27 protein-coding genes and 1 riboswitch are annotated in these 25,907 nt (G+C 60.7%); of the genes, 2 read left to right on the top strand and 25 right to left on the bottom strand.

The window, feature by feature from the left end; translation table 11 throughout:
- Positions 1 to 4 precede the first annotated feature (4 nt).
- The 6 genes from AXF15_RS00360 to purF are packed head-to-tail and all read right to left on the bottom strand — an operon-like array spanning position 5 to position 7,328.
- Positions 5 to 1,075: a M24 family metallopeptidase gene (locus AXF15_RS00360; RefSeq protein WP_066601688.1), complete on the bottom strand. Its 1,071-nt coding sequence runs from the start codon at positions 1,073 to 1,075 to the stop codon at positions 5 to 7.
- Positions 1,076 to 1,111: 36 nt separating this feature from the next.
- Positions 1,112 to 2,104, bottom strand: a complete 993-nt coding sequence (locus AXF15_RS00355; RefSeq protein ID WP_066601685.1) for a hypothetical protein — start codon at positions 2,102 to 2,104, stop codon at positions 1,112 to 1,114.
- Positions 2,105 to 2,110: 6 nt separating this feature from the next.
- Positions 2,111 to 4,453 carry a penicillin-binding protein 1A gene (locus tag AXF15_RS00350; RefSeq protein ID WP_066601683.1) on the bottom strand — a complete coding sequence of 781 codons (2,343 nt, stop codon included), beginning with the start codon at positions 4,451 to 4,453 and terminating at the stop codon, positions 2,111 to 2,113.
- On the bottom strand, positions 4,450 to 4,974 hold the full coding sequence (locus AXF15_RS00345; protein WP_066601680.1) for a YkgJ family cysteine cluster protein: 525 nt from the start codon (positions 4,972 to 4,974) through the stop codon (positions 4,450 to 4,452). Before AXF15_RS00345 ends, AXF15_RS00350 begins: the two co-directional genes overlap by 4 nt.
- Positions 4,971 to 5,948, bottom strand: a complete 978-nt coding sequence (locus tag AXF15_RS00340; RefSeq protein WP_066601677.1) for a KpsF/GutQ family sugar-phosphate isomerase — start codon at positions 5,946 to 5,948, stop codon at positions 4,971 to 4,973. The genes AXF15_RS00345 and AXF15_RS00340 overlap by 4 nt, the downstream gene beginning before the upstream one ends.
- Positions 5,949 to 5,951: 3 nt before the next feature.
- Positions 5,952 to 7,328, bottom strand: a complete 1,377-nt coding sequence (purF, locus tag AXF15_RS00335; protein WP_066601674.1) for an amidophosphoribosyltransferase — start codon at positions 7,326 to 7,328, stop codon at positions 5,952 to 5,954.
- 440 nt (positions 7,329 to 7,768) lie between these two features.
- On the opposite strand from purF, the gene creB reads away from it, so the two are divergent.
- Together creB and creC are read left to right on the top strand one after the other, a co-directional pair.
- Positions 7,769 to 8,443, top strand: a complete 675-nt coding sequence (gene creB, locus AXF15_RS00330) for a two-component system response regulator CreB (RefSeq protein ID WP_066601671.1) — start codon at positions 7,769 to 7,771, stop codon at positions 8,441 to 8,443.
- Positions 8,440 to 9,867 (top strand): two-component system sensor histidine kinase CreC, encoded by a 1,428-nt coding sequence (gene creC / locus AXF15_RS00325; protein ID WP_066601662.1) that lies wholly within the window; start codon positions 8,440 to 8,442, stop codon positions 9,865 to 9,867. The genes creB and creC overlap by 4 nt, the downstream gene beginning before the upstream one ends.
- A gap of 236 nt (positions 9,868 to 10,103) precedes the next feature.
- Here the strand turns inward: creC and AXF15_RS00320 are convergent, their stop codons facing one another.
- From AXF15_RS00320 to AXF15_RS00235, 19 genes are all read right to left on the bottom strand, one after another.
- Positions 10,104 to 10,919, bottom strand: coding sequence for a sirohydrochlorin cobaltochelatase (locus AXF15_RS00320; RefSeq protein ID WP_151192224.1), 816 nt, complete (start codon positions 10,917 to 10,919; stop codon positions 10,104 to 10,106).
- A gap of 158 nt (positions 10,920 to 11,077) precedes the next feature.
- Positions 11,078 to 11,256: riboswitch (cobalamin riboswitch) on the bottom strand.
- A gap of 124 nt (positions 11,257 to 11,380) precedes the next feature.
- The gene (locus AXF15_RS00315; protein ID WP_066601659.1) at positions 11,381 to 11,614 is read right to left on the bottom strand and encodes an amphi-Trp domain-containing protein; all 234 of its coding nucleotides are present in this window, start codon (positions 11,612 to 11,614) and stop codon (positions 11,381 to 11,383) included.
- Positions 11,615 to 11,654: 40 nt separating this feature from the next.
- Positions 11,655 to 12,383 (bottom strand): MlaA family lipoprotein, encoded by a 729-nt coding sequence (locus AXF15_RS00310; RefSeq protein WP_066601656.1) that lies wholly within the window; start codon positions 12,381 to 12,383, stop codon positions 11,655 to 11,657.
- On the bottom strand, positions 12,376 to 12,996 hold the full coding sequence (locus AXF15_RS00305; protein ID WP_083517757.1) for an MlaC/ttg2D family ABC transporter substrate-binding protein: 621 nt from the start codon (positions 12,994 to 12,996) through the stop codon (positions 12,376 to 12,378). The genes AXF15_RS00310 and AXF15_RS00305 overlap by 8 nt, the downstream gene beginning before the upstream one ends.
- On the bottom strand, positions 12,993 to 13,451 hold the full coding sequence (mlaD, locus tag AXF15_RS00300; protein ID WP_066601655.1) for an outer membrane lipid asymmetry maintenance protein MlaD: 459 nt from the start codon (positions 13,449 to 13,451) through the stop codon (positions 12,993 to 12,995). Before mlaD ends, AXF15_RS00305 begins: the two co-directional genes overlap by 4 nt.
- Positions 13,448 to 14,617 (bottom strand): ABC transporter ATP-binding protein, encoded by a 1,170-nt coding sequence (locus tag AXF15_RS13130; RefSeq protein WP_083517756.1) that lies wholly within the window; start codon positions 14,615 to 14,617, stop codon positions 13,448 to 13,450. Before AXF15_RS13130 ends, mlaD begins: the two co-directional genes overlap by 4 nt.
- Before the next feature lie 2 nt (positions 14,618 to 14,619).
- Entirely contained in the window at positions 14,620 to 15,411 is a 792-nt protein-coding gene (locus tag AXF15_RS00290; RefSeq protein WP_066601653.1) for an MlaE family ABC transporter permease, read from the bottom strand.
- On the bottom strand, positions 15,408 to 16,247 hold the full coding sequence (locus tag AXF15_RS00285) for an HAD-IIB family hydrolase (RefSeq protein WP_066601651.1): 840 nt from the start codon (positions 16,245 to 16,247) through the stop codon (positions 15,408 to 15,410). The genes AXF15_RS00290 and AXF15_RS00285 overlap by 4 nt, the downstream gene beginning before the upstream one ends.
- Positions 16,244 to 17,110, bottom strand: a complete 867-nt coding sequence (locus AXF15_RS00280; RefSeq protein WP_066601648.1) for a pyridoxamine kinase — start codon at positions 17,108 to 17,110, stop codon at positions 16,244 to 16,246. Before AXF15_RS00280 ends, AXF15_RS00285 begins: the two co-directional genes overlap by 4 nt.
- 141 nt (positions 17,111 to 17,251) lie before the next feature.
- Positions 17,252 to 17,527 (bottom strand): HU family DNA-binding protein, encoded by a 276-nt coding sequence (locus AXF15_RS00275; protein ID WP_066601644.1) that lies wholly within the window; start codon positions 17,525 to 17,527, stop codon positions 17,252 to 17,254.
- Positions 17,528 to 17,863: 336 nt separating this feature from the next.
- Complete coding sequence (locus AXF15_RS13845) at positions 17,864 to 18,202, bottom strand: hypothetical protein (protein WP_151192223.1); 339 nt, start codon at positions 18,200 to 18,202, stop codon at positions 17,864 to 17,866.
- Positions 18,203 to 18,241: 39 nt separating this feature from the next.
- On the bottom strand, positions 18,242 to 18,523 hold the full coding sequence (locus tag AXF15_RS13125) for a WG repeat-containing protein (protein ID WP_083517755.1): 282 nt from the start codon (positions 18,521 to 18,523) through the stop codon (positions 18,242 to 18,244).
- Between the two features lie 69 nt (positions 18,524 to 18,592).
- Complete coding sequence (gene lysA, locus AXF15_RS00265) at positions 18,593 to 19,864, bottom strand: diaminopimelate decarboxylase (RefSeq protein ID WP_066601639.1); 1,272 nt, start codon at positions 19,862 to 19,864, stop codon at positions 18,593 to 18,595.
- On the bottom strand, positions 19,864 to 20,280 hold the full coding sequence (locus AXF15_RS00260) for a hypothetical protein (RefSeq protein WP_066601637.1): 417 nt from the start codon (positions 20,278 to 20,280) through the stop codon (positions 19,864 to 19,866). The genes lysA and AXF15_RS00260 overlap by 1 nt, the downstream gene beginning before the upstream one ends.
- 21 nt (positions 20,281 to 20,301) lie before the next feature.
- Positions 20,302 to 22,908: a DNA mismatch repair protein MutS gene (mutS, locus tag AXF15_RS00255; protein WP_066601635.1), complete on the bottom strand. Its 2,607-nt coding sequence runs from the start codon at positions 22,906 to 22,908 to the stop codon at positions 20,302 to 20,304.
- Positions 22,909 to 23,080: 172 nt separating this feature from the next.
- Positions 23,081 to 23,872, bottom strand: coding sequence for a DUF2628 domain-containing protein (locus tag AXF15_RS00250; RefSeq protein WP_066601633.1), 792 nt, complete (start codon positions 23,870 to 23,872; stop codon positions 23,081 to 23,083).
- 16 nt (positions 23,873 to 23,888) lie between these two features.
- A complete protein-coding gene (locus AXF15_RS00245; RefSeq protein ID WP_066601631.1) occupies positions 23,889 to 24,908 on the bottom strand; it encodes an SDR family oxidoreductase in 1,020 nt (339 codons plus the stop codon).
- A 148-nt stretch (positions 24,909 to 25,056) separates the two neighbouring features.
- Positions 25,057 to 25,404: a lipopolysaccharide assembly protein LapA domain-containing protein gene (locus AXF15_RS00240; RefSeq protein WP_066601626.1), complete on the bottom strand. Its 348-nt coding sequence runs from the start codon at positions 25,402 to 25,404 to the stop codon at positions 25,057 to 25,059.
- Positions 25,405 to 25,415: 11 nt separating this feature from the next.
- On the bottom strand, positions 25,416 to 25,904 hold the full coding sequence (locus tag AXF15_RS00235) for an HIT family protein (protein WP_066601623.1): 489 nt from the start codon (positions 25,902 to 25,904) through the stop codon (positions 25,416 to 25,418).
- Positions 25,905 to 25,907 lie beyond the last annotated feature (3 nt).

The following is a 25,907-nucleotide window of genomic DNA, read 5'->3' as shown; positions in this document are numbered from 1 at the left end:
CGCTTCAGAGCACTTCATGACCGTTTTCGGTGACCGCGACCATGTGCTCCCAGCGTACGCCGCCCCACCGGGGATAGTAGAGGCCCGGCTCCACGGTGATGACCATGCCCGGTTTGAGCACGATGGGCCGGATAGGGCCGACTCCCGGCCCTTCATGTGTCTCAAGTCCGATGCCATGTCCGAGGGAGTGCGTGAAGTGTTCCGCCGCGCCATGCTGCGCGAAATACTCTCTGGCCGTGGCGTGAAGTTCGGCGGTGGTTGCTCCCGGCTCGATTCTGGCGATGGCCCGGCTCTGAGCTTCCTGCACCAGATCGAGAGTACGCCGGAACTCGTCGCTCGGGTTTTCGCCGATCCACCATGTCCGGGTCTGATCCGAGCAATAGCCGTTCAGCCGTCCGCCCATGTCGATGAGCACCGGCGTTTCGGGTTCCAGACGCGTCTGCCCCGGAGTGGCGTGCGGCAGGGCCGCGTTCGGGCCAAAACCCACGATGGGTGCAAAACTCAGTGCCTCGGCCCTGTTCTGGCGGAATTCCTGCTCCAGCAGCCAGGCCACGTCCCGTTCGGTCATGCCGGGCGCAACACTTCGTTCCAGCACGGCGTACACGCTGTGGTTCAGGCGGCAGGACTCCCGCAGGGCCGTCAGCTCCGCGGCGTCCTTCACCATTCGCAGCTCTTCCACCAGTTTGGGGGCCGGATACAGATCGAGTTCCTTCTCCAGCCCCAGATACATTTCCGCACACATGGCCTGGGTTTCCACCCACAACTGTTTTGCACCCAGTTTTTTCAGGAATCCGGCGATTTTTTCCAGCCGTGGCGCGCCGTACACATGGACATGTTCCTCGGACCAGTGGCGGCGGGCCTCTTCCGTGAAGCGGGCGTCGGTCAGCAGCCAGTCCGGCCCATCCGTGCGTACCAGCAGACAGCCGGAACTTTCATTGCACTGGCCGTCGTGCAGCTCGAAGCCGGACAGATAAAAGCGGTTGGCCGGATGGGTGACCAGCAGGTCAGTCATATCCTGCTGGACCATGAGTTCCTTCAGAGCTTCGAGACGCCGTGTGCATGTATGCTGGTTCATTGCGTTATGATCCGGAGATTACAGGAGAAAGGCCGTTCAGGCGGCCTTGGGAGGCGCGTAGACTTCCACGGGCCTGAACAGGTAGCGGTAAAAGAAACCGTCTCCGAGCCAGACCACGGCCCGGGCCAGCAGGGCCACGGCGAGCAGAGTGAAGGCGAGCCGCCCCCAGAGCAGGCCGGACATGTGCCCGCCGAGCACGGCCATGAGCAGGGTGTCCTCGAAAATGGCGTGGCACAGACCCATGAGACTTAAGGATGAAAAGATGTCCTTGTCCGGCACCTGACCCGAATGCGCCTCGTGCATGATCATGCCGCCGCCGTAGGACAGCCCCATGACCATGCCCACGATGGTCAGGGTTCCGGCTTCGGAGCCGATGCCCAGCATACGCAGCACGGGAGAGAGAATCCGTACGCACAGGGTCGTGAGGCCCATGGCCGTGAGTACGCTCATGATGATGTTCAGCGCCGTGATGATGACGAAAATCATGCCCAGATTCTGAAGCTGCCCAAGCCCCCAGTCCAGCAGGCCCGCTTCTTCCGGTTCCGGCTGCCAGAGAAGCGTATTGGCCTCCTGAAGCCAGCCGCCCCAAGTGTAAGCCCGGGCCAGCATCCAGCCCAGCAACAGCGCTCCGGCAATACGCAGAAACGCCTGGAAACCCAGTCTCGGGCCGGATTTGCGGACTACCTGAAGCTCCACGGGCAGGGAGTGGGCCACCAGGATCATGGTGCACAGCACAGTGACCTGAGCCACCGTCAGAGCGTGCTGGTCGGCCAGAGAAACAAAGACGATCATGGCCGCGTAGGTGGTGTTGATCATGGCCGTGGCCCAGACCAGACCCATTTCTCCGGGCAGGCCCACCAGACGCATGAACGGCTCCAGCGGCAGGGCCAGCCAGGAAATGAGGTCGAGCTCCTGCAGTATTTTGACTGCAATGATGATGGGGATCATGATTTTGTAGAGCTCCAGGCTGATCCGTCCGGAGCGCAGCAGAATCCGCCCGAGTTCCTGCCGGAGAGTTTTGTTGTCCATACGGCTCTAGAAAATCTGTTTCAGGAGGCTTTCCGCACCCGTGTTGGGCGAGGACGGATCGCCGTCCATGTCGTCGGGGCCCGCGCCGTAAATGGGTTCGGTTCCGCCGCGGAAGGGCAGGGTATAGACCAGCCCTCCGCCCGATCCGGCCAGTCTGCCCGTATGGCCGTTCACGCGGGCCATGACGATGTCCTTGGGCGGGCGGAAATCCTCCACCGGATATTTTTTTTCCACCTGGGTCCGGTAGTCGAGCCAGATGGGCAGGGCCACCCTGGCTCCGGTTTCGTATTTGCCCATGGGCTGCACCTGATCGTAGCCGACCCACACTCCCGTCAGCAGATATGGAGAATAGCCCATGAACCAGGCGTCCTGCTCGTCGTTGGTGGTGCCGGTTTTACCAGCCACGGGCCGGCCCAGAGCCTTGGCCCTGGCTCCGGTACCATCCTGAATGGCCTGTTGCAGCAGATTGTTGATGATGTAAGCTGTGTCCGGTGGCATGGCTTCGGTCACTTCCTGCGTGGCCGAAAAGAGCTGTTCTCCCCAGGGAGAGGACACGCTTTCGATGAGCCGGGGTTTGATGCTGGTGCCTCCCCGGGCGAAGGCGGAATAGGCCTCGCACATGTTGAGGGGGGTGAACTGTCCGGATCCCAGGGCCAGAGAGAGGTTGGGCTCCATGATGCCGGTCAGGCCCATGGCTTTCCCCCGTTCGATGATTTTGCCGATGCCGACCTGCTGGGCCAGACGGATGGTGACCGTATTGCGCGATTTGACCAGAGCGGTGCGAAACAGTGTGGGGCCGTAGAAAATGCCCTCGAAGTTCTCGGGTTTCCAGGTCTTGCCGCTGCCGTCCTCGTAGATGATGGGCGCGTCCAGGATGATACTGGCGGCCGTAAAGCCGTTGTCCAGGGCCGTGGCATAGACGATGGGCTTGAAAGACGAGCCGGGCTGCCGCAGGGCCTGGGTGGCGCGGTTGAACTGGCTGCGGAAGAAGTCGTAGCCGCCGGACAGGGCCAACACCTCGCCGGAACGCGGGTCCATCGAAACCAGTGCGCCCTCGACCTTGGGCTCCTGCTCCAGAGCGAGCTTCCAGGGCCCCTTGTCTTGAGCGCCCAGCACGGAGGCCCAGATCACGTCACCGGGTTTGAGCACCTTGCGGGCGTCGGAAACCTTGCGGGCCTCCTCGGCGGCCAGTCGCGGATTGGGCTGCCGGGCCCAGCTCATGTCGGCCACGGCGATGGTCCCCGTATGCCCGGCAAAGCGCACGGATGCCTTGCCCTTATCCACGCTCGTGACCAGAGCCTGAAGCCGTGCGCCGGGTTCGGATGGCGCGGCGGGCAGGCTCTTCAGAAAAGATTCATGCTCTTCCGGTCCGATATGCCGGACGGGTCCCATCCAACCGTGGCGCTTGCTCGTGGCCCGCAGCCCGTCGCGCAGGGCCTGGTCGGCCACGGCCTGATGCTCCGGGTCCATGGCTGTGCGCACCATAAGCCCCCCCCGGTACACCAGATCCTCGCCGAAGCGTTCCACGAGCTGGCGGCGGACTTCCTCCAGATAATACGGCCCGATTTTCCAGGAGGGGTCTTCCTGGACGGTATACTTGAGGGGTTCGGCCACGGCCGCGTCGTATTCAGCCCGGTTGATCCAGCCCAGATCGCGCAGTCTGCTCAGGACGTACAACTGCCGTTCCCGGGCCCGTTCCGGGTTGCCGTAAGGCGAATAGCGGGACGGAGCCACGGGCAGTCCGGCCAGCAGGGCGGCCTGAGCCGTGGTCAGCTGCGAGGCGCTGACGCCGAAATATTCTCTGGCGGCGGCTTCCACGCCGTATGCTCTGGCTCCGAAAAAAATCTGGTTCAGATAAATGGTCAGGATTTCGTCTTTGGTCAGATACTTTTCCAGGCGGTAGGCCAGGATCATTTCCTTGAGTTTGCGTTCGTAGGTGCGCTCGGGCGTGAGCAGCATGGATTTGATGACCTGCTGGGTAATGGTGCTGCCGCCCTGTCTGATGCCTCCGGCCCAGAAGTTCTTCAGGGCCGCGCGCGCGATGCCTGGCAGGTCGATGCCTTCGTGCTGGTAGAACCCGGCGTCCTCGGCGGCCAGAAAAGCCTTGATCGTGACGGGGCTCATCAGGGACAGGGGGATCAGAAAGCGCTTTTCGCGGTAGAAATAGCCGATGATCTGGCCGTCCCTGGCCCGGACCGTGGTGGCCAGGGACGGGGAATAGTCGCTCAGCTTGGTAAAATTGGGCAGATCCTCGGCGGCCCAATAGTACACTCCCACGGCGGCTCCGGCTCCGAGCAGAACCAGAAGCAGCAGCAGCACGAAAAATATCTTGAAGATCCTGAGTATCATGATGTTTCCCCTGTTTTCCGAAGCCCCAGTTCCGCGCACATCAGGCTGAAAAGCGCCCTGGTGTCCGCCGCATCGGCGTTCATGGCCGCGAGCATGGCCGGGGCGGAGGCGCATTCCCGGTGAGCCAGACAGGTTTCGGCCGTGAACCAGGTCAGCCTGTTTTCATACACCCATAAAGGAAACAGACGGCAGTAGGCGGGACGCACCGCCCGGTCCAGAGAACAGCCTGTCCGGCTCAGAAAAACGCAGTCCCCGGCGGGTGTGGTGGCCAGACGCCAGTGGCGGCCATGCGGCGTAAAAATTTTCTCCACTTCGTATCGGGGCAGGAGCATGGACAGCTGCCGTACAAAGGCCGGCGTGTTGGATACCTGGAGAAAAGCTTCTTCCACCGCTCCCGCCGCGAGCATCCGCCGCCGCTCCGCGTCGGCCAGTGGAAAACAGAATTCCGCGTCTCCGCCGGAAAGCTGGCAGCAGGTCCGCCCTAGATCTGCGCAGCGCACGCACACATGGGGCGCGGTCATGGCGAAAATTTCACCCGGCCCTGCCCCAGCACGTCGTGCATGTGCACCATACCCAGCAGCGTCCGGTCCGCATCGGTCACAGGCAGCACGGTGATGGCCCTGGCTTCCATCAGATCGAGCACTTCCGCCGCAAGTTGACCGGGTTCAGCCCGCAGAGGGGAGCGGTTCATGACCGAGACCACGGCCGCGTCCATGTTCAGACGCCCCGCACAGACCAGACGGCGCACATCGCCGTCGGTCAGAATTCCCGCAAGCCGCGCTTTTTCATCCAGCACGCACACGCAGCCCAGGCCGCCGCCGTTCAGGCTTTCCAGAGCCTGGGCCAGGGATGCGTCCTCAGGAGCCACGGGCAGACCCGCGGTGCGCATGAGTTCGCCCGCCCTCCGGGCCAGCCGTTGTCCCAGGGCTCCGCCGGGATGGAAACGCTGGAAGTCTTCCAGAGCGAAGGCTTTCCAGTCTATGAGGCACACGGCCAGAGCGTCCCCGACGGCCAGAGCCGCGGTGGTGCTGGCTGTCGGTGCCACGCCCAGAGGGCAGGCTTCGCGCGGCACGCCGGTGTCGATGACCTCATCAGCCAGTCTGGCCATGGTCGATGCCAGCCCGCCGGTCAGGGCCACGAGTCCGCCGGACAGGGATTTCAGGCTGGGCAGAATGTTGTTCAGCTCGTCAGTTTCTCCGGAATTGGAGATGGCCAGCACCATGTCTTCCCTGCGGATCATGCCGAGATCTCCGTGGGCTCCTTCCACCGGATGCAGAAAGAAGGCGGGCGTCCCGGTACTGCTGAAGGTGGCGGCTATCTTTCGGCCCACCAGGCCGGATTTGCCCAGGCCCGTGACCACCACCCGGCCGGTACACCCGGCAAGCATTTCCAGAGCCCGCACAAAGGAAGCATCCAGTTTGTCCCGGACCGCAGCCAGTCCCTGGATTTCCGTGTCCAGCACCGCTTTGGCCCTGTTCAGCCATTTTTCCGCCATCTTCTAGTCCTTGCCCGCAAGACTGCCGGGCGGCACCGGGTAGTCGCCGTTGAAACAGGCCAGACAGAAGTTCTCCGGTCCCCGCACAGCCTTGAGCAGCCCGCCCAGAGTGATGAAATGCAGGCTGTCGAGCCCCAGATAGCGGCCGATGTCGGCGACGGAGTGGTTGGCCGCGATGAGTTCGCCCTTGGAGGAAAAATCAATGCCGTAAAAACAGGGGTAGCGGATGGGCGGACAGCTCACGCGCATGTGAATTTCCCTGGCCCCCAGTTCGCGCAGCTGCTTGACCCTGGTGCGGATGGTGGTGCCGCGTACGATGGAGTCCTCCACGATGATGACCCGCTTGCCTTTGATCATGCTCCGCACGGGGTTCAGTTTCATGCGCACGGAAAAGTCGCGCATGTCCTGAGTGGGCTGGATGAAGGTCCGGCCGACGTAATGGTTGCGGATCATGCAGGCTTCGAAGGGCAGGCCGGACTGCTGCGAGTAGCCCACGGCGGCGTATACGCCGGAATCGGGGAAGGGCATGACGAAATCCGCTTCCACCGGGGATTCGCGGGCCAGAATCTGGCCCATGGTCTTGCGCGTGCTGTAGGTGTCATGCCCGAAGACCAGAGAATCCGGGCGGGCGAAATAGATGAGCTCGAAGATGCACGCGCTCTGCCGGGCGGCAGGCTCGATGCAGGGCAGGGTGGTCATGCGCCCATCCTCGATGACCAGCATTTCGCCGGGCTCGAGGTCCCGCAAATGTTCGGCTTCGATCAGGTCGAAGGCGCAGGTTTCCGAGGCCAGGACATAGGCGTCACCCACCCGGCCCAGAGCCAGAGGACGGATGCCCCACGGGTCGCGCACGGCAATGAGCTTCCGGTTAATCAGGAAAAGCAGGGCAAATGCGCCCTTGATGCGGGAACAGGCCTTGGTCACGGCCTCTTCGGGCGTGCCGCCGTTCATGTGTTTGGCCACCAGATGCATGATGACCTCGCTGTCCATGGAGGTCTGAAAAATGGTGCCCTGATTTTCCAGTTCCTCGCGCAGTTCGGCGGTGTTCACCAGATTGCCGTTGTGGGCCAGAGCCATATGCATGCCCTTGTACATGACCCGGAAGGGCTGGGCGTTGCGCAGAAGGGATGCGCCCGTGGTGGCGTAGCGCACATGACCCACGGCCACGTCGCCTTTGAGCTGGCGGGAGAGATGATGCTCCTGGAAGACATCGTGGACCAGGCCCATGCCGCGCTGCTCGCGGATGCCTTGGCCGTCCCAGGTGACGATACCCGCGCTTTCCTGTCCCCGGTGCTGGAGGGCGTAAAGACCGAAATAGGTCATGCGGGCCGCCTCGGGGTGGCCGTAAATGCCGAAAAGTCCGCATTCTTCTTTTTTCATGCGATTCCTTGCTGATTACTGCGAAGAGCCGTCGGGGAACAGGAAACATGGAGTTCCGTCCCGGTCCGGTGCTTCTTTTCTCCGAATCCGGCCGAGGTCAAGGGGGCGATCCGCTCCGGAAAAGACAGCAGACCGCCGGAAGCCACAGGGCATGGGCGGCCTGAACAGACGAAGACCGACGGCAGGAGGTCATATAGTCTGAAGGAGTGCGGCTTTCAAACGCGGTTTTTATTTCCGCCGGCAGCGGAACGGAGCGTGTGCCGTGCTCTGGGCTGTACACTCCCAAAGCCAGTTCGCGTCGTTTCTTCGTACTTTGAGTTCGGAGCGGTTTCCCGCCGCCAAACATTGCAAAAACACCGCATGTGCGGGAAAGTCACCTCCCATCCGCAGCAGGACTGGCCCTGCCGCCCGCTCTCTCATCATCGCATCCGGAGCCTGCCATGCCCGCCCATATCTTCATCGTGGACGACGAACCGGCCATTGCCGACGCCATCCAGTACGCCCTGGAAACCGAAGGTTTCGTCACCTCCCGCTACCTCGACGGCCGCTCCGCTCTGGCGGACATGGAGCGGATGACTCCGGAGCTGGTCCTGCTGGACGTGGGTCTGCCGGACATGAGCGGTTTTGAGCTGTGCTCGGCCATCCGGCGGGAAAGCGATGTGCCGGTCATCTTTCTCACGGCCAGAGGGCACGAGATCGACCGTGTGGTCGGTCTTGAGATCGGCGGGGATGACTACATCGTCAAGCCCTTCAGTCCGCGCGAGGTCTCGGCCCGGGTCAAGGCCGTGCTGCGCCGGGCGGGAGCGCCCCGTTCCGCGTCTTCCGGCATGTGGGCCGTGGATGAAAACCGCCGGAGGATTGCCTATTTCGGGCAGGGTCTGGAGCTTTCACGCTATGAATACGAGATTCTGAAAACCCTGATCCGCAGTCCGGGACAGGTCTTTTCCAGAGAACGGCTCATGGATCTGGTCTGGGATTCGCCGGAAACCAGCCTGGACCGTGCGGTGGACGCACACATCAAGAACATCCGGGCCAAACTGCGCCGGATCGCGCCGGATCGGGAAGCCATCGTCACCCATCGGGGCAGCGGCTACGCCCTGCGGGAGGAAGCATGAAGCTCGGCGCGCGCATTTTTCTGTCCTATGTGCTGCTGACGGCCGTCTGCTTCAGCTATCCGCTCAGCCGTTTCTTCGGGGAATTGCGCACGCTGTTCGTGGAAAACGTGGAAGAAGTACTGGTGGATCAGGCTCACATTCTGGCCGCGCTCATCGGCACATCCATGGAGGCCGGACATTTTAAGGCCGGGGATCTGGACCGGGCCTTCGCCTCTGTCCGGGGGCGCACCTTTACGGCCCGCATCTACGACTTCACCAAGACGGATGTGGACATGCATGTGTACCTGACCGACGCGGCCGGACGCATTGTCTTTGATTCAGCAAGACCCGGCAGCGCCGGGGCGGACTATTCCAACTGGCGGGATGTGGCCCTGACCCTGAGGGGACAGTACGGGGCCCGGTCCACCCGCTCCGACCCGGACAATCCGGACACTTCCATGCTGCACGTGGCCTCTCCGGTCATGGTCCATGGGGAGCTGGCCGGCGTGCTGACCGTGGTGAAGCCTACGACCAACGTGAACGCCCTGCTGGAGCAGGAGCGGCCGGGTATGCTGCGCATGTGGTTTACCGCGGGCGCCGCGGCTCTGGGGCTGTCGCTTCTGGCGGCAGTCTGGCTGACCTGGCCCGTGGTTCGTCTGACCCGATACGCCGAGCAGGTGCGCACGGGCGGACGGGCCGTCTTGCCGCCTCTGGGCGGAACAGAATTGCGGGACATGGGGCTGGCTCTGGAGAGCATGCGCGAGGCCCTGGAGGGGAAGAAGTATGCGGAGCATTATGTGCAGACCCTGACCCACGAGATAAAAAGCCCTCTTTCAGCCATCATGGGTGCGGCCGAACTGCTCACGGAAGATATGCCCGCCGAGCGCCGGACCGCGTTTCTGGGCAATATCCGCACAGAGGCCGCCCGGATTCAGAATCTGGTGGAACGGATGCTGGAGCTGGCCGCCCTGGAAAACCGGCGGGAACTGGAATCACGGGAGCCCGTTCCCGTGGAATCCCTGTTGCGCGGCGTGCTGGAAGGCGTGGCTCCGCTTCTGTCCCGCCGGAACATGACGGCGCACTGCGAGGCCGGCAGCGCGGGCAGCGTGCCGGGAGACCGGTTTCTGCTGCATCAGGCCCTGGCCAATCTCGTGCAGAACGCCATCGACTTCAGTCCGGACGGCGGCTGTATCCGCATCACGGCGCGGCGCGGGGAAGACCGTCTGGTTGTCAGCGTGGAAGATGACGGGCCGGGTATCGAAGCGGAATACGCGGACAAGGTCTTCGAGAAGTTTTTTTCTTTGCGGCGGCCCGGCACGGACAAGAAAAGCACGGGGCTGGGGCTTAATTTCGTCCGCGAGGTCGCCCAGCTCCACGGCGGTTTCGTGCGTCTTGAGAACACGGAGCCGGGCCTGCGGGCCAGTCTCTTCCTGCCGATGGGTTGAGTCTGGCGGATAATTTTTCGGCAAAATCGCGGGCCGGTTCCGGTCCCCGGATTGAGCGGCATGGATCCGATGCGGAAAAATCGGCCGCGTTCAAGCCCCATAGAGCCTCAGCCCGATGTTTTCCATACGCCTTGGCGGCTCCGACTCTTGTCAGCCTGATCTCTTTGTTTTGCGGAAGAACCGGATGGAAAAAAGGGCGCGGCATTCATGGAGAAAGCCGCGCCCGGCCGATACTTCTATGGAAGCCGTTCAAGCGCGTCCTGAAGGTGATCCAGCCAGATGTCCATGAAAGCCGGGCATTCCGCCGTACCTTTCATGACCGGAATGCAGTCCAGACCGTCCGCCGTGAGGACGGATTTCCAGCTGTCCTCCTCGTCTCCGGCCATGTCGTTGACGGCGTGATCTCCGGCCACAGCCATGAACGGCTGAAGATAGACTCTGGATGCCTGCCGCATCCTCAGCAGCTCGCGTACATCCTCCAGAGAAGGCACGCCTTCCACGGTGCCCACCAGCACCAGCGGGTCGATGCGGTCCAGATAATGCTGCAGGCCGGGGTAATAGATGTTGGCCGGATGGCGGGTGCCGTGCCCCAGAAGCACCACGGCCTCGTTTTTTTTGCGTTCGGGCGGCAGACTGGCCAGGATGGCTCTGGCACAGGCTTCCACATCCTCCGGTTCGGACAGCAGCGGACGGCCCAGAACCACCGTGCGCATGCCCTTGGGGATGCCGGAAAACGCCTGCACCGTTTTGTGCAGGGCGTGAAATTCCTCACCGGGGATGGTGTGCAGGGACTGCACGGCCACGTGAGCGAAGCCGTCGTCCATCATGCGGGCCAGCGCCATGGCCGGGGAATCGACGATAATGCCTTCTTCGGCCAGGAGACCGCGCACGATCCGGGATGAGTAGGCCCAGCGGATTTCCATGCAGGGAAAACGTTCGGCGGCCTTTTTTTCGATGTGTCCCAAGGCCGAACGGGCTTCCGGCACCGTGGTTCCGAAGGCCGCCAGCAGCAGGCCGTTTCTGGACGACTGTGTCGTAACATGGCTGGACATGGCGGCCTACAGGGCGGGAAACGTGGAGAAAGAAGTGGAAAATCCGCAAACACACGAGGCTTTGAACATGAGTCCTCCTGTCTGGCGGGGGCGATGATGAACAGGCGGGAAGACTCCCTTGAGACGGCGCACCAAGACCCCCGTTGGCCGCGTCACGGACAATGACAGGTCTTCGGACAGGTCTTCCGGCTCGTTTCACCATCCCCGTCCTTCCCGGGCTCTGGCCCAGTGGACAGCAAGGGGGATGGCCTGCATGAAACTTACGGCGGCGGGTCCGCTCCCGATTCGCACGGGATTCCCTTTTAAGCGCCAGGGCATCCGAAGCGCGGCAAAGCTAGCCGCCGGTTTTAAGTCCTGTCAATGCCGGGAAGAGGAGAAGGAAAGATACGCCGTGCCCCCGGTATTTCCGGCGGGGGCGGCTTTTGGGGCGGGAGAGAGGGCCGGGAGCCCGGCCCCGGAATTCAGGATTTCCAGCTGATTTCTATTTCCAGCTTGGTTTTGCCCTCGCCTAGCTTCTGCTTCACGGAATACTCCACATCCACATGGGCGGGAACGGCCAGCATATACGTCTGCCCGTCGGCGCATATTTCCAGCTCGCGCCGGGACAGGGCCGCGGCGACTTCCTTGAGCAGCATGCCCGCCATGTAGGTCTGGCGGCGTTCTTCCAGTTCGATCAGGGTCTTTTTTTCCGGCATGTTGCCTCCGGTTGTTTCGTACCGTCCGACGCGCGGGCGGTCATTGCGACTCCAGCGTGTTTCTGTGCTGAAAATAAACGTCCTTCATGCCGGTGTACTGGTCCAGGGATTCGGCCTTCATGGACTGGTAGACGGGCAGAATGGCCGAAAGCTGGTTGGTTTTCTCGTGGGCGGCCAGACCGTAGCTCAGGCCGTCGGGCCGTATCCAGAAGCGCGGATGCAGAACCATGTCCACCGCCGAGCCCGCCGCATCCCGCAGGGAGGACGGCCCCAGAAGAGGCAGGACCAGATAGGAGCCGTGTCCCACTCCGTAAAAGGCCAGGGTCTGGCCGAAGTCCTCGGGAGAGGTCTTGAGGGCCGGAACGCCCTTGGCCACGTTGAACAGACCTCCCATGCCGAAGAACGTGTTCAGGACAAAGGCGGCGGTTTCCTTGGCGGCCTTGTCCAGCTTGAACTGGAGGAGAGAATTCACCAGCCGCGCGGGATACCCCAGATTTCTGTGGAAATTGCCGAAGCCGTTGCGGAAATCCTGAGGAAACAGGCCAGTGTACACATCGTTCACCGGTGTGAAAACATGGGTGATGACGCCGTCGTTGAAGGCGAAAGCTCCCCGGTTGAACTTTTCCAGGCTGTCGGGCTGGGCCGGCCCGTCTTCCATGAGAAAATCGTCTTCCGAGGCGTCCATGGACGGGTCCGGAGCTTTTCTACCGGCGCAGGCTCCGGCAAAAAGGCACAGAATCAGCAGGGCGGCGATGAAGCCTTTATTCATGCGTTTTCTCCCTCAGGATGCCCATGAGCTGATCGGGGGAATTGTTCTGCAGTATGCTCTGGAACTGCGAACGGTAATTCCTGACCAGACTCACGTTTTCCACGGCCACGTCGTACACGCCCCATTTTCCGTCGCGTTTGATCAGAAAATAGACAACGGGGACGGACAGCTTGGGCGAAGTCAGGGTGGTATGCACCTCGGCCAGCGTGTCGGATTTCAGCGTTTCCCGGTCATAGATGACTTTTTCGTTGTTATAGAGCGCCGTTTTTTTCAGGTAGGTGCTCTTGAGCAGATCCACGAAAAGCTCCTGGAATTCCCGGCGCTGATCTTCCCGGAAAATCTTCCAGTACTGGCCCAGGGCGCGTTTGGACAATTCCTGGGCGTCGAAGAAGCTGTCGGCCAGAAGCGCGATCTGCTGGACCTTCAGCTCCTGGTTTCCGGCATATTCCGGGTTGTTCAGCACGGCCAGCACGGCGTCCACATTGGTCCGGACATAGTCCGTGGGCGAGGTCTGGGCCAGGGCCAGAGCGGGCAGCAGCAGAAGGGACAGTGCCGCGCCGAGCAGTTTCCGGCCGCCATGGCCGGAGATGTCTGATGAGATAAGGCATTTCATTTGGTTACACTTCCGAAAACGTATTTGGAGATGAGTTCCTCAATATCGACGGCCGGTTGCGTGTCCAGGATGACACCCCTGTCTTCCAGAGTGGAGTCGTCGCCGCCGGGGATGATGCTGATGTACCTGTCGCCGATCAGGCCGCTGGTCTTGATGACGGCCGTGGAGTCGGAAGGCACGGGCACGGTGTCACGCACCTGCATGGTGACCACGGCCTGAAAGAGTTCCGGTTCGAGGGAAATATCCGTGACCTTGCCCACATGCACCCCGGATATTTCCACGTTGCTGCCGGGGCGCAGGCCGTTCACGGCCGCGAATCTGGCTGTGAGGGTGTAGTGTCCGCCCGAGAGAAAGGCGGTGTTGGCCAGGGTCAGCGACAGATACGCCGTGCAGGCCAGGCCGATGAGCAGAAAAAGACCCACGGACGCGTGCAGTGAGATGGAGTTCGCTTTCATATATGGTGTCCTGTCGGGATCGCCGGTTCGTTTTCCATGCGGGCGAGGCGGTCCCAGAGTTCCGGCAGGCCGCCGGGTTTCGCCCGGTGGGCGCTCAGGGATATTTCAAGGTCGTATTCTTCGCTGAAACGGCGCAGAGCCGGGCTTTCCAGAAAACGTCCGAGTTTTGCCACGCCTTCGGCGTCATCGTCTTTTCCGGCGGCAATGACAATGGTTTCCCGCGAATAAAGGCCCGCCGCGCGGCCCAGTTCCCGGCGTATGAAGGAGGCGATTTTTTCCACCAGAGTGTGTCCCAGAAGGTTCCCCCGGAAATCCGTGAGGCGCCGCAGGCCGCGGAGATGGATGACCGTCAGCTCCATCGGGGCGCCGTTTTCCACCAGACGCGCCAGAGACGGCCTGTTGCGCAGGCCCGTCAGGTCATCCACGAGCATTTCGTGTCCGTGGGTGTACACATAGAGTTCCGGCGAGGCGGACTGTTCCAGAGTGACGGGATCTCCGGAAAAGACGATTTTGCCGTCCTCCAGAATGTGCACGGCGTGGGCGATGTAAAAAATGTCCGGGATGTCGTGGGTGATGATGACCGCCGTGAAGTTGAATTCCCGGTGGTAGCGGTGGATCATGGAAAAAACGGCCTTTTTCCGGAGGGGGTCCAGGCCGGTGGTGGGTTCGTCGAAAAAGATGATCTCCGGTTCGGTGATCAGGGCCCGGGCCAGAGCCACGCGTTTCTGCATGCCGCCGGAAATTTCCCTGGGATACATCTGCGCCACTTCCGTGAGCTCCAGCTGTGCGATGCGGGCTCTGACCCGCCGCTCCAGCTCCTCTTTGCGGATGCGTCCCTTTTCCCGCAGGGGCAGAGCGACATTTTCGAACACGGTCAGGGAGTCGAAAAGGGCGTTGTGCTGGAACATGTAGCTGCATCTGTCCTTGATCCGGGCCAGGGCTTTGCGGCCCGAGGCGGCGTAGGACTGTCCGTCGAACACGATATCCCCGGCGTCGGGTTCGATTAGGCCGATGATATGCTTGACCAGAACGCTTTTGCCCACGCCGCTCTTGCCGATGATGGCCGTGATTTCGTTGCGCCGGATGTCCAGCGAGGTATCCTTCAGGATGACGCGCCCGCCGAAGGACTTGGACAGATTGCGGATTTGGATGAGGGGTTCGTTCATGGTCACATCAACAGGGAAGTGATGACATAATCCGCGATGAGCACATAGACGCAGGACTGCACCACGGCCGAGGTGGTGGAGTTGCTCACGCCTTGGGCTCCGGCGCTGGTGCGGTTCAGATGGGTGAAATAGCCGCAGTAGCAGGAGACGGTCATGACGATGAAGGAAAAGACCAGGGCCTTGATGAACCCGCCGGTGACGTCTTCCATCTGGAGGCTTGACTGGATTTTACTGAAAAAGATGCCCGAACGGGTGCTGAGCAGCGTGGAGGAAAAATAGCCGCCGAGGATGCCCACACAGTCGAAAACAGCCGTGAGCAGGGGAAAGCAGACGAAGGAGGCCGCCAGCCTCGGCGTGACCAGATGGCGGACGGGGTCCACGTTCATGGTGGACAGGGCGTCGATCTGCTCGGAAATGCGCATGATGCCGATTTCGGCGCTGATGCTCGATCCCGCCCTGGCGATGAGCATGATGGCCGTGAGCACCGGCCCCAGCTCGCGCACCAGAGACAGGGCCACGGCCACGCCCAGCATGCCCTCGGCACTGAATTCGACCAGGGTGCGGTGTCCCTGAAGGCCGAGCACCATGCCCGTGAAAAAGGCCACCAGTACGATGATGCTGAGCGATTTGAAGCCGATGAAATGAATGTCGCGGAGAATTTTGGGCATGAGCCCGCGCGGCCGAAGCAGCCCTGCCAGGGCGGTCAGGGAGAAAACGGCCCACTGTCCCGTGTGGACGGTGACGGCGGCGGCCCGTTCGCCCAGGGCCGCGGGTATGGTCAGCAGATGTTTCATGCGTGGTTCAGAGCTTTGAGAAAGTGGGACACGGCGAAAGACACCGCGCCGCTGTTGTTGCCGGGAGTTTTTATGTACCGGGGTTCATGGGGCAGAAAGGCCCCTGCGACCACGTAGGGCAGATGAACCCGTTCCAGCATTTCCCGGTCGTTATGGTCGTTGCCGATGGCTCCGGTCAGGACGCCGTTCAGGCCGTGGCGGTGCAGCAGGGCGTCGATGGCCGAGGCCTTGGACACGCCCCGGGCGAAGATTTCCACCCAGATGGAGCTGTTGTCCAGCGGTGAAGTGGCCCGGACCACGCTCAGTTCCGGACTGGCCTTGGCAATGGCATGAAAAAGATCGTCCCGGGCGGGATCGAGAACAGCCAGAAACTGGGAGGCGCTTCCGGGAAGTCCGGCGTATTCGCGGGCGTAAGCGGCATGCAGATTCAGGCGGCGTTCGAAATCCGCACTGGGTGCCGGGCCGCGATGGTAGGAAAAGTGGTGTGTGTCCGGAAAATCGTCGTGAATCATGAAGTTCACGCCCAGGCCGGTCAGCAGCTCGCGGGTTTTTTCGATCTCCGGGCTGGTCAGCCGCGCGCTCTGAAGAGCTTCGCCATCCGGCCAGCGGATGATCTGGTTGCCGGTGGAGACAATGAGATAGTCCACAGGAAAGTCCGGCGGCAGGCATTTTCGGGCGGAATGGATGGATCTGCCTGTGGCCACAGCCCGCAGCACGCCGTGTTTTTGCAGCTCGCACAGGGCCTGGGTATCCTTGCGTGAAGCCGTTTTGTCGTCTCGCAGCAGGGTGCCGTCCAGATCGCTGACAAAGATGGCGCGGAAGCTTGGTGGATTCATATCAGTTCGAAACTGCTCATGGAGACGGGAGCATTCAGACTGGGCAGCACCCGCTCCAGAAAAACCCCTTCCCGCTCCGGAAAATTATGCCCGAAGGTGGCGCGGATAGCCAGGGATACGAACTGTACCGCCCGATCCAGAGACAGAGGCAGGGAGTCCCCTTGCAGCAGCGAGCCCGTTATCACGCTGGCGAAGATATCTCCAGTTCCTGGGTAACATGCCGGAATATAAGGACATGCAACCTTCCAGAAGCGTTCGTTGGCTTTGTCGTAAGCGATGACCGATGTCCCGCTGCCGTGATTTTCCGGCACGCTGGTGATGATGATCCGTTCCGGTCCCAGAGAGGACAAATCTCTGGCCCAGTCCTTCACGATGGGGGTGGATACCGGGCCCGGCTCATGGCCCAGCAGCAATGCGGCTTCGGTGAGATTCGGGGTGATGACGTCGGCGCAGGCCGTCAGTTCCCGCATACCTTTGATCATCTGCGGGTGCATGGTTTCGTAGAGTTGCCCGTCATCTCCGAGCACAGGGTCGACTACCACCAGGGAAGATTGCTTCCTGAACGTGGTGATGAAATCCCGGACAATATGAATCTGTTCGGCGGAACCCAGAAAGCCGGAATAGATGCCGTCGAAGTAGAGTCCCAGATCTTTCCAGTGGCTGATGATACAGCGCATGTCTTCTGTCAGATCGCGGAAGTGAAAACCGCTGAAGCCTCCGGTGTGGGTGGACAGAAGGGCAGTGGGCAGGGCGCAGACCTGTATCCCCAGAGCCGAGAGAATGGGGACTACGGCGGAGAGGGAACCTCCTCCGAACCCGGACAGATCATGTATGGCGGCGATGCGCTGGACGGCGGAATGCATGCGGAACTCCGTGAAGGCAGGCTGATTTCCGGCGGCTGAGAGGGCTGTGCTTCATGGATGTACAGGTAAAAAACGCAGCGGACATACTTTTGCGGTACGGCGCTGCGCGGGTCGGACGGCATCATTTGTGCGAGAACGCTTCTATTCGTTCAGATAGTCCAGCAAGCCCTTGCCCGCTTTGAAGAAGGGCATCTTCTTGGGTTTGACCTGAACGGACTCGCCGGTTTTGGGATTCCGGCCGGTGTAGCCTTCATACTGCTTGATCTTGAAGCTGCCGAAGCCGCGTATTTCGATTCTGTCGCCGCGCAGCAGAGCTTCGCGCATGGACTCGAAAAATGTGTCCACAATGACGGCGGCATCCTCAACCGGAACATTGAGTTTGTTCGCAAGTGACTGGACCAGTTCGCTTTTGTTCATAGTCGTACTCCTTTGAGACGCCGGTCAGATGGCGCGGTTGGGCCGGAGTATGGCTGCAATGGTGCAAAAAGGCTTTCCAGAGGGAGGCATGGGAATGAATTGTAAAACTGCCTCGATAGCTTCGTATTTCGTACGCTGGAAGACGGGAAAAGACAATTGTCTTCTGCGGTCCGCTCCAGTCCAGATCTCCCGCGATTTCCTACGGGGTCGCCTGATGGGCTCGGACAGGCGGGATACCGCATTGCAGGTTATGAGGATATCGTTGCCGGAGGATATGCGCCCTGCCTGGAGAATTCCCGACAGGGCTCTTTTATGTGTGATCTTCAGGACAACATTTTATTGAGTAAATGTAAGTGTTGCAGCCTTCTCTCCATCCACAAAAACAAAGCAATTCGTTTTTTCTGAGAATGATCCCATACTTGTCATGCAAGATGCTGTAACCTGTTTGCCTTCATAATAACCGAAGAATTCTCCGTCTCCAGATAAGAAAGAAAGTGTTCCATCGATGACAACGTTATTGTTTATTTTTATCGTAATCCGATTTGTAAAATGATTCATCTCTCCTGAAATATTCCATGGTGATCCATTATAGTTTGCTGGTCGATATAATTGTGATGGTGCAGATGCACAGGAAGAAAGTATAAACATAAAGAATAATGTATAAAATATTTTCAAGCGAACCTCCTATAATGCATAATTATAAATATATATGTGCTATAGCCATTTTCCTTGATTGTTAATAAATCCCCATCGCCCATTGAGCTTTACAGCAGCCTTTCCGTCTTCAAAATCTCTGACTTCTTCGAACCTTGGGTAAATTACCCAAATTTGCTTTTCATTTATATATCCCCATCGTCCATTTTCAGATTGGGCTGGAGCTAAACCTTCACTATAGGAACGAACATCTCTGTATCTCGGTCCACCATCATCTGTTACACATCCTGTGGTAACGAAAAGAAATGAAATGATAATACATAAAAGAAATATTCTGTACACAGCTCACTCCAGTTATTAAATGTTTAATGTTATGCGCAGAAAATTAAATAGGAAGTTAGATAACAATATTCACCCCTCCAATGCTGAAATGGAAGACAGCCCGGCTTCTTCCAGAGCCAGCAGTTCGTTGTAGGTTTCCCGGCCGCGCACCAGCACGTGCCGGTCTCCCTCCACCATGACTTCCGCCGCCCGGGGCCGGGAGTTGTATTGGGAAGACATGACAAAGCCGTAGGCCCCGGCGGAGAAGGCAGCCAGCAGATCGCCCTGGGCAACGGGAGGGAGACTTCTGTTTTTGGCCAGAAAATCCGAAGATTCGCAGATAGGGCCGACCACATCGGCCAGAATTTCCGCTCCGCCGCGTTCCCGCACCGGCGCGATGCGGTGGTAGGAGCCGTACAGGGACGGGCGGATCAGGTCGTTCATGCCCGCGTCCACAATGACGAAGTTCTTGCCTTCGTTGGTTTTGGTGTACTGCACCTCCGTGACCAGAATGCCCGTGTTCCCGGCGATGACCCGGCCCGGCTCAAGAATGAGGGTCACGTCCATGCCCTGCAGGGCCTTCACCAGAGCCCTGCCCAGATCAGCGGGATGGGGCGGCTCCTCCTCGTCGTAGGTGATGCCCAGTCCTCCGCCCAGATCCAGATATCTGATCCGCACACCCATATCGGCCAGCTGACCGTGAAAAGCCTTCAGCCGTTCAAGCGCTTCCAGAAACGGGGAGAGCTGCGTCAGCTGGGAGCCGATGTGGCAGTCCAGGCCCACCGGATCCACATGGGGCAGCTTCAGGGCCAGGGCGTAGGTTTCCAGGGCCTCGCTCCGGGACAGGCCGAACTTGTTTTCCTTCAGTCCCGTGGAAATGTACGGATGGGTCTTGGGGTCCACATCCGGGTTGATGCGCAGGCTGATCCGGGCCACCTTGTCCATTTCCCCGGCCACGGCGTTGATGCGTTCGAGCTCCTGGGCGGATTCCACATTGAACATGAGGATGCCCGCCAGCAGAGCCTCCTGGATTTCCCCGGTTTTTTTGCCCACGCCGGAATAAACTATCTTTTCGGGAGGCACTCCGGCGCGCAGGGCGCGGAACAGTTCCCCGCCGGAGACGATATCCGTGCCCGCTCCTTCCCTGGCCAGGATGCGCAGCAGGCTCAAATTGGAGTTGGCCTTGACCGAGTAGCAGGTCAGATGAGGGATTCCGGAGAAGGCCGAGTCGAAGGCCCGGTAGTGTCGCTTCAGAGTCGTGGCCGAATAGATGTAGAGCGGCGTGCCGTACTCCCTGGCCAGAGCCTCGACGGGAAGATCCTCGGCGTGGAGTTCGCCGTTTTTATACTGAAAATAATGCATCAGTTTTCTCCGGATTGCGGGGTCAGGGTGATGGTTTTGGATACCGCCGGTTCGACAGCGCCGTGCGTGTTGTCCGCCTGCAGGCGGACGCGCAGGGAGCGGGCCGGAAGCGGCTGGCAGATGCTCAGGATGAAGCTGTTTTCCCGGCGCAACACGCCGTCCGAATAGGGGTAAAGCTTTTTGGTCACGGACGGGGTGAAGGGGCAGGTGGGGCATCCATCCTGCTCGATCTCCACCAGGAAGTACTCCAGATTGACCAGATTGCCGCCGAGCTGGGCGCTGACGAGCAGGCAATCTCCATCCATGCCGGCTTCCAGGTGGTTGATGTGGAGCAGCTCGTCGGTGAGCACGGGCTGGGGCCATTCCTTTTTTCCGCAGGCGGCCAGCAGGAGCAGAAGGCAGAGCAGTTTTCTCATCCGGGGTTCCTTATTGCCGGGTCAGCCGGCCATGTCTTTCCACTGATGGAGCAGGGTCAGGGCGTCCAGCGGGGAAAGCTCGTTCACGTTGAGGGCGCGCAGGGCCGTCAGTACGGGATTCTCTTCCATTTCCTCCCGCGGGGGGGCGGTGGTCCCAAGGCCGGGCAGACCGGCCTGTCTGGAGATGAGCTCCCGGCGTTTGCCGCTGTTCGGGGCGGTGCGCTCCAGAACGGCCAGAATCTCCTTGGCCCTGGCCACCACCGGAGCCGGAACTCCGGCCAGGCGCGCCACCTCGATGCCGTAACTGCGGTCCGCCGGTCCGGGTACCAGACGGCGCAGGAAAACGATCTCGCCCTTCCATTCCCGGATGGCGATATTGTAGTTGCGCAGGCCCGGCAGCCGTTCTTCCAGGGCCGTGAGCTCATGGTAATGCGTGGCGAAAAGGGTGCGGATGCCCCCCTGGCGGCGGACCAGTTCCTCGGCCACGGCCCAGGCCAGGGACAGGCCGTCGAAAGTGCTGGTGCCGCGTCCGATCTCGTCCAGAATGACCAAGGAACGCTTGCCCGCCTGGCGCAGGATGCGCGCTGTCTCGCTCATTTCCACCATGAAGGTGGACTGCCCCATGGACAGGTTGTCCGAAGCGCCTACCCGCGAGAAAATGCGGTCGCAGAGCCCCAGCCTGGCCGAGGACGCGGGCACGAAGCCGCCCATCTGGGCCAGAATGCAGATCAGGGCCGCCTGGCGCAATACGGTGGACTTGCCGGCCATGTTGGGTCCGGTGATGAGCAGCAACCGGCCGTTGTCGTCCAGAGTGAGGTCGTTCGGGATGTATCCGGCCCGTCCCTGCACGGCTTCCACCACCGGATGGCGGCCGCCCTTGATGATGATATCCAGCCCTTCGTGCAGTTCGGGGCGGCTCCAGTCCCATTTGTGCGCGGCGTAGGCCAGGCTCTGGGTGAAGTCGAGCTCGGCCACGGTCCGGGCCATGTCCATGAACCGCTGCCTGTGCCCGGCCACTTCCTCGCGCAGGGTCAGGAAAAGGTCATATTCCCGTGCCTTGCGGAGGTCGGCGGCGCTCAGGAGGCGTTCCTCCAGATTCCTGAGTTCTTCCGTGACGTAGCGTTCGGCGTTGACCAGGGTCTGGCGGCGGATGAAATGTTCCGGCGGCGCGGCGTTCTGGGCCCGGCTCAGTTCGAAGTAGTAGCCGAAGGCCTTGGTGTACCCGAGTTTGAGCCGGGGCAGGGCCTCCCGTTCGCGTTCGAGCACGGCGTTCAGGGCTGTCTGGCCGTGATCCGTCAGCTCCATCAGTTCGTCGAGCCGCGCATCGTATCCGGGACGGAACAGTCCGCCTTCGGTGATGACCGGAGGCAGACTGTCGGCCAGGGCCCGCCGCAACAGGGCGCAGACGTCATCCAGATCGTCCCAGGAATCCAGCAGGGACTGAAGCTTGGCGGGGGGATTCTCCAGAGAGGAAAGATGCGCGCGCATGGCCGGAAGGACGGCCAGGGACACGCCCAGTGAGGCGAAATCCCGGGGCATGGAGCGGTTCATGACGATGCGCGTGCACAGCCGCTCCAGATCGTGAACGCGGTCCAGAAACTGCCGCAGCTTTTCGCGCTCCGCGCCTTTCTCGTGCAGATAGGCCACCATGTCCTGCACGGGCGAGATGGCGGACAGTTCCCGGAAGGGCTGACGCAGGCGGGTTTCCAGCAGGCGGCCGCCCATGGGCGTCTGGGTCTGGTCCAGCACCTGCCACAGGGTTCCCCGGCCCTTGCCGCCGTCCATTGTGCGGAACAGCTCCAGATTGCGCTCCGTGACTTCGTCCAGAAGCAGGGTGGCGGCGATGTTCAGGGGCTCGAAGGGGCGCAGATGCTCGAGGGACCGCTTCTGGGTAAGCTCCAGATAAGTCAGAAGCGCCCCGCAGCAGCGGGTCAGGGCGGGCTTGTCCTCCAGATCCAGGGCGGCCAGAGATGCCACCCGCTGCGCCCGGAGAATCTTGTCCGTAGCGCCCGGCCCGTCGAAATACGTCTTTTCCGGATAGCGGGATACTTTTCTGGCGGCTTCTTCCAGATGAGCGGGCAGGGCCTGGGTCTGGGTCAGCAGAATCTCGCTGGGATTCATCTTCACCAGCCACTGCCACAGGGCGGCCTCGGCCCTGGTCTGAAGGCCCGACCACATGCCCGTGGAAACATCCACCCAGGCCAGTCCGCCGCCCAGGTCCGGGTGCCAGAACAGGGCGCTCAGAAAATTGTGTCCCTTGGCGTCGAGATTCTGGTCTTCCACCACCGTGCCCGGCGTGAGCACGCGAGTGACTTCCCGGCGGACCAGTCCTTTGGCCTGCCGGGGATCTTCCACCTGATCGCACAGGGCCACTCGGTATCCTTTTTCCAGCAGCTGGCGCACATAGTCGTCGATGGCGTGGTGGGGCATGCCGCACATGGGCACGGGGTTGTCCGCGCCGGGATTGCGGCTGGTCAGGGTTATCTGCAGCTCGCGGGCCGCGATTTCGGCGTCTTCGAAGAACAGCTCGAAGAAGTCCCCCATGCGGAAGAACACCAGAGTGTCCGGGTATTCTTCCTTTACGAGCAGATACTGCTCCATCATGGGGGTGAGCTTGACGGTGTTCATAAGATCAGCGGGTCGGATTTTTCATCGGGAACTATGATTTTTCCAGACGTCGGTCGTGCGGGTTTTCGGTGTATCACAGCCCGGCCCGAGGCCGTCTGAAAAGAGCCTTTTCGGTCGCCGTGCGGGCTGTTTCCATCCGGCCGGAACAGGTAGGTCGTTCCATCAGAATTCATCAGATTTTGCCCGCCATGCTCAGAGAACCAAGGCGGCTGATAATGACCAGCAGAAAAATCAGAAGGAAAAAAATGAGTGCGCCGGCCAGATTCGTTCCGCCCTGCCGGGTGATCTCGTTTCTGATTTGATGAGGAACAATGCATTCCTTTATTCGTTTTATTTTACGTTCTGCATGCAATTTGTACCAATAGTTGCCCTGCAAGCCGACCAGTACATTGACGGCAATACCGAGCGCCTGGATTGTGCCTTCGGATATGTGGAGAAATCCCACGACAATGCCCGCTCCTATCATGGCTGCGAAAAGCAGAGCGGCGGGGCGGTACATTTTTCTGTATATCAGCCAGGTTATGTTCAGAAAAAAGCCCGGCCAGTTCCAGGAGATTTTTTTCTCGGCGAAGCGGGCCCATTTTCTGACGTAGAGGTCATACTTTTTGCCCACGAAAATCTGCATGGCCTCGTCGTCGCTGATTGTCCCGGAAGAGTGCTCCCCGGACATGGGAAAGGCGTCAGGGAAGCGGTTGTCCGCGCCTTCCGTTTCTGATTGCAGAGGCGGGTCTGCCGGTTCGGAGGCAGGCGGCGGAGGCACGGCAGCATCGGAACGGGGTGCGGCAGGCTCGAACAACCCCTTGACGGCGGACGCTTTGAGCCATTTTTCCAGGCCTTCCCGCCAGATCAGATCCGCCGGGGCGATTTTCCCGGCCAGGGCCATGGATTTCAGCTCCCGCGCCGTGTACGGGCCGGATTCCTTGCCATTGGCGGCATACCACCAGATTTTTTCATCGTGGCTCATGATCTTTCTCGACGCATCAGCTGCACAGATTTCTGGCATACCACGGTCCGGCCTGGGCCAGTCCCGCGCGTAAATCGAATTTGGGGGCATAGCCCAGAATCCGCTGGATTTTGGAAATATCGGCCAGAGAATGGCGGACATCTCCGGCCCTGAAGTCACGGTACGACGCGCTGGCTCCGGCGCAGTCCGGGACGAATTTGGCGGCTTCCTCGCGCAGCAGGGCAAAAAGTTCGTTCAGGGAGGTGCGCTGGCCGCAGGCCACGTTGAAGACTTGCCCCGGCGCTTCCGGATGCTGCCCGCATGCGGCCAGGATGTTGGCCTGGACGCAGTTGTCGATGAAGCAGAAGTCCCGGCTGGTCTCGCCATCTCCGTTGATCCAGACCGGCGCGCCGCGCATGAGTCCGGCGAACCATTGCGGAATGACGGCGGCGTAAGCACCTTCGGGGTCCTGCCGCTTGCCGAATACGTTGAAGTAGCGAAGTCCCACGCAGTCGAGCCCGTAGGTCCTGAAGAAAACATTGGCGTAGAGCTCGTTCACATATTTGGTCACGGCGTAGGGCGACAGGGGCGCGCCGATGAGATGCTCCACCTTGGGCAGGCCCGGGTGATCTCCGTAGGTGGAGCTGGAGGCCGCATAGACAAAGCGCCTTACGCCGCAGTCTCTGGCCGCCACCAGCATATTCAGAAACCCGGTCACGTTGTTGGCGTTGGTCAGCAGCGGATCGGCGATGGACCGGGGCACGGAGCCCAGAGCGGCTTGGTGCAGCACCAGTTCCACGCCTTTGCAGGTCTGCGCGCAGGTTTCCGGATCACGGATGTCGCCTTCGATGAAGGTGAAGCGGCTCCATTGCTCGGGAGATACGCTTGCGCGGACTTCTTCGAGGTTTTTCCGGTAGCCGGTGGAAAAATTGTCCAGCCCGGTCACGGTCTGGCCGTGCAGCAGCAGATATTCCAGCAGATTGGAGCCGATGAAACCAGCCACGCCGGTTATGAGCCAGGTGCGGGAAGCGGACAGAAGAGAGGCGGGATCGGACATGCTGTCTCCGTGAAGGGTATTTCCGGCGCAAACCGGCGTGAAGGAAAAAATACGCCCCGCAGCAGTACTCCGGGGCGCACAAACGTGAAAAACCTGCCGCTTGTTTCCGCAGACCCGGCCATGGGGTCACGGAATCCGGCGGCAAACATCAGTTTCCGGAGTGGCCGGGGTAGTCCTCGGAAACATAGGAAGGGCTCGTGACGGGCCTCAGAGAGGCCACTTCCCGCTCCAGAGCGTCCTTGTCCCTGCGCAGCTGTCTGCATTCCCGGGTCAGGCGCACCCGCTCCATGAAAAAGTACAGAATGCACGATACCGCGCCGACCACGAAGGCCAGCAGGATCAGCAGATAGAAGGGCGCGGCGGCGGTATGGTATTCCCACCTGAAGACTTTGAGCCCCAGAACCAGTTCCTGCGTCAGGACAGCGACGTTCTGGGTGAAGAAAAGCATGGAAAAGAAGAACAGGACGACGAGGGCCAGAGCTTTGAGATAGCGCATCGGTCTCACCTCTACCGTTGAAGATTGTCGAAAAAAGGCTTTAGGCGTTCGTATGTCGAACTCAGGCATTCCGGAAGCACGCCGGTTCCGGACATGACCGGCATGAAAGAATGGTCTCCATTCCAGCGCGGCACGAGGTGCACGTGCAGATGCTCCCTGATTCCGGCTCCGGCTGCCTCGCCGAGGTTGATGCCGACATTGATGCCCTGTGGTCTGAATGCCTCCCGTAGGACAAAAGCGCTCTTTTGTACATAGTCCATGATTTCGTGGCTTTCTTCCGCGCTCAGTTCGGTGATGTCCTGCACGTGCCGGTAGGGGGTGACCATGAGGTGTCCGCTGCTGTACGGGTAGATGTTCATGACGACGAAGCAGTGCCGGGCCCGGAGCAGAATGCGCCGTTTCTCGTCTTCTTCCGTGTGTTCCGGCAGGCAGAACACGCATGTGTCCGGCTTGGGGCCGAGAATGTACTGGATGCGCCAGGGTGCGTGGAGATTTTTCATGGC

It is taken from the genome of Desulfomicrobium orale DSM 12838 (assembly GCF_001553625.1).
In the GTDB taxonomy this organism is placed as follows: Bacteria; Desulfobacterota; Desulfovibrionia; order Desulfovibrionales; family Desulfomicrobiaceae; genus Desulfomicrobium; species Desulfomicrobium orale.
Note: the sequence above shows the minus strand (reverse complement) of the source record. Positions and strands in the feature narration are given on the sequence as shown.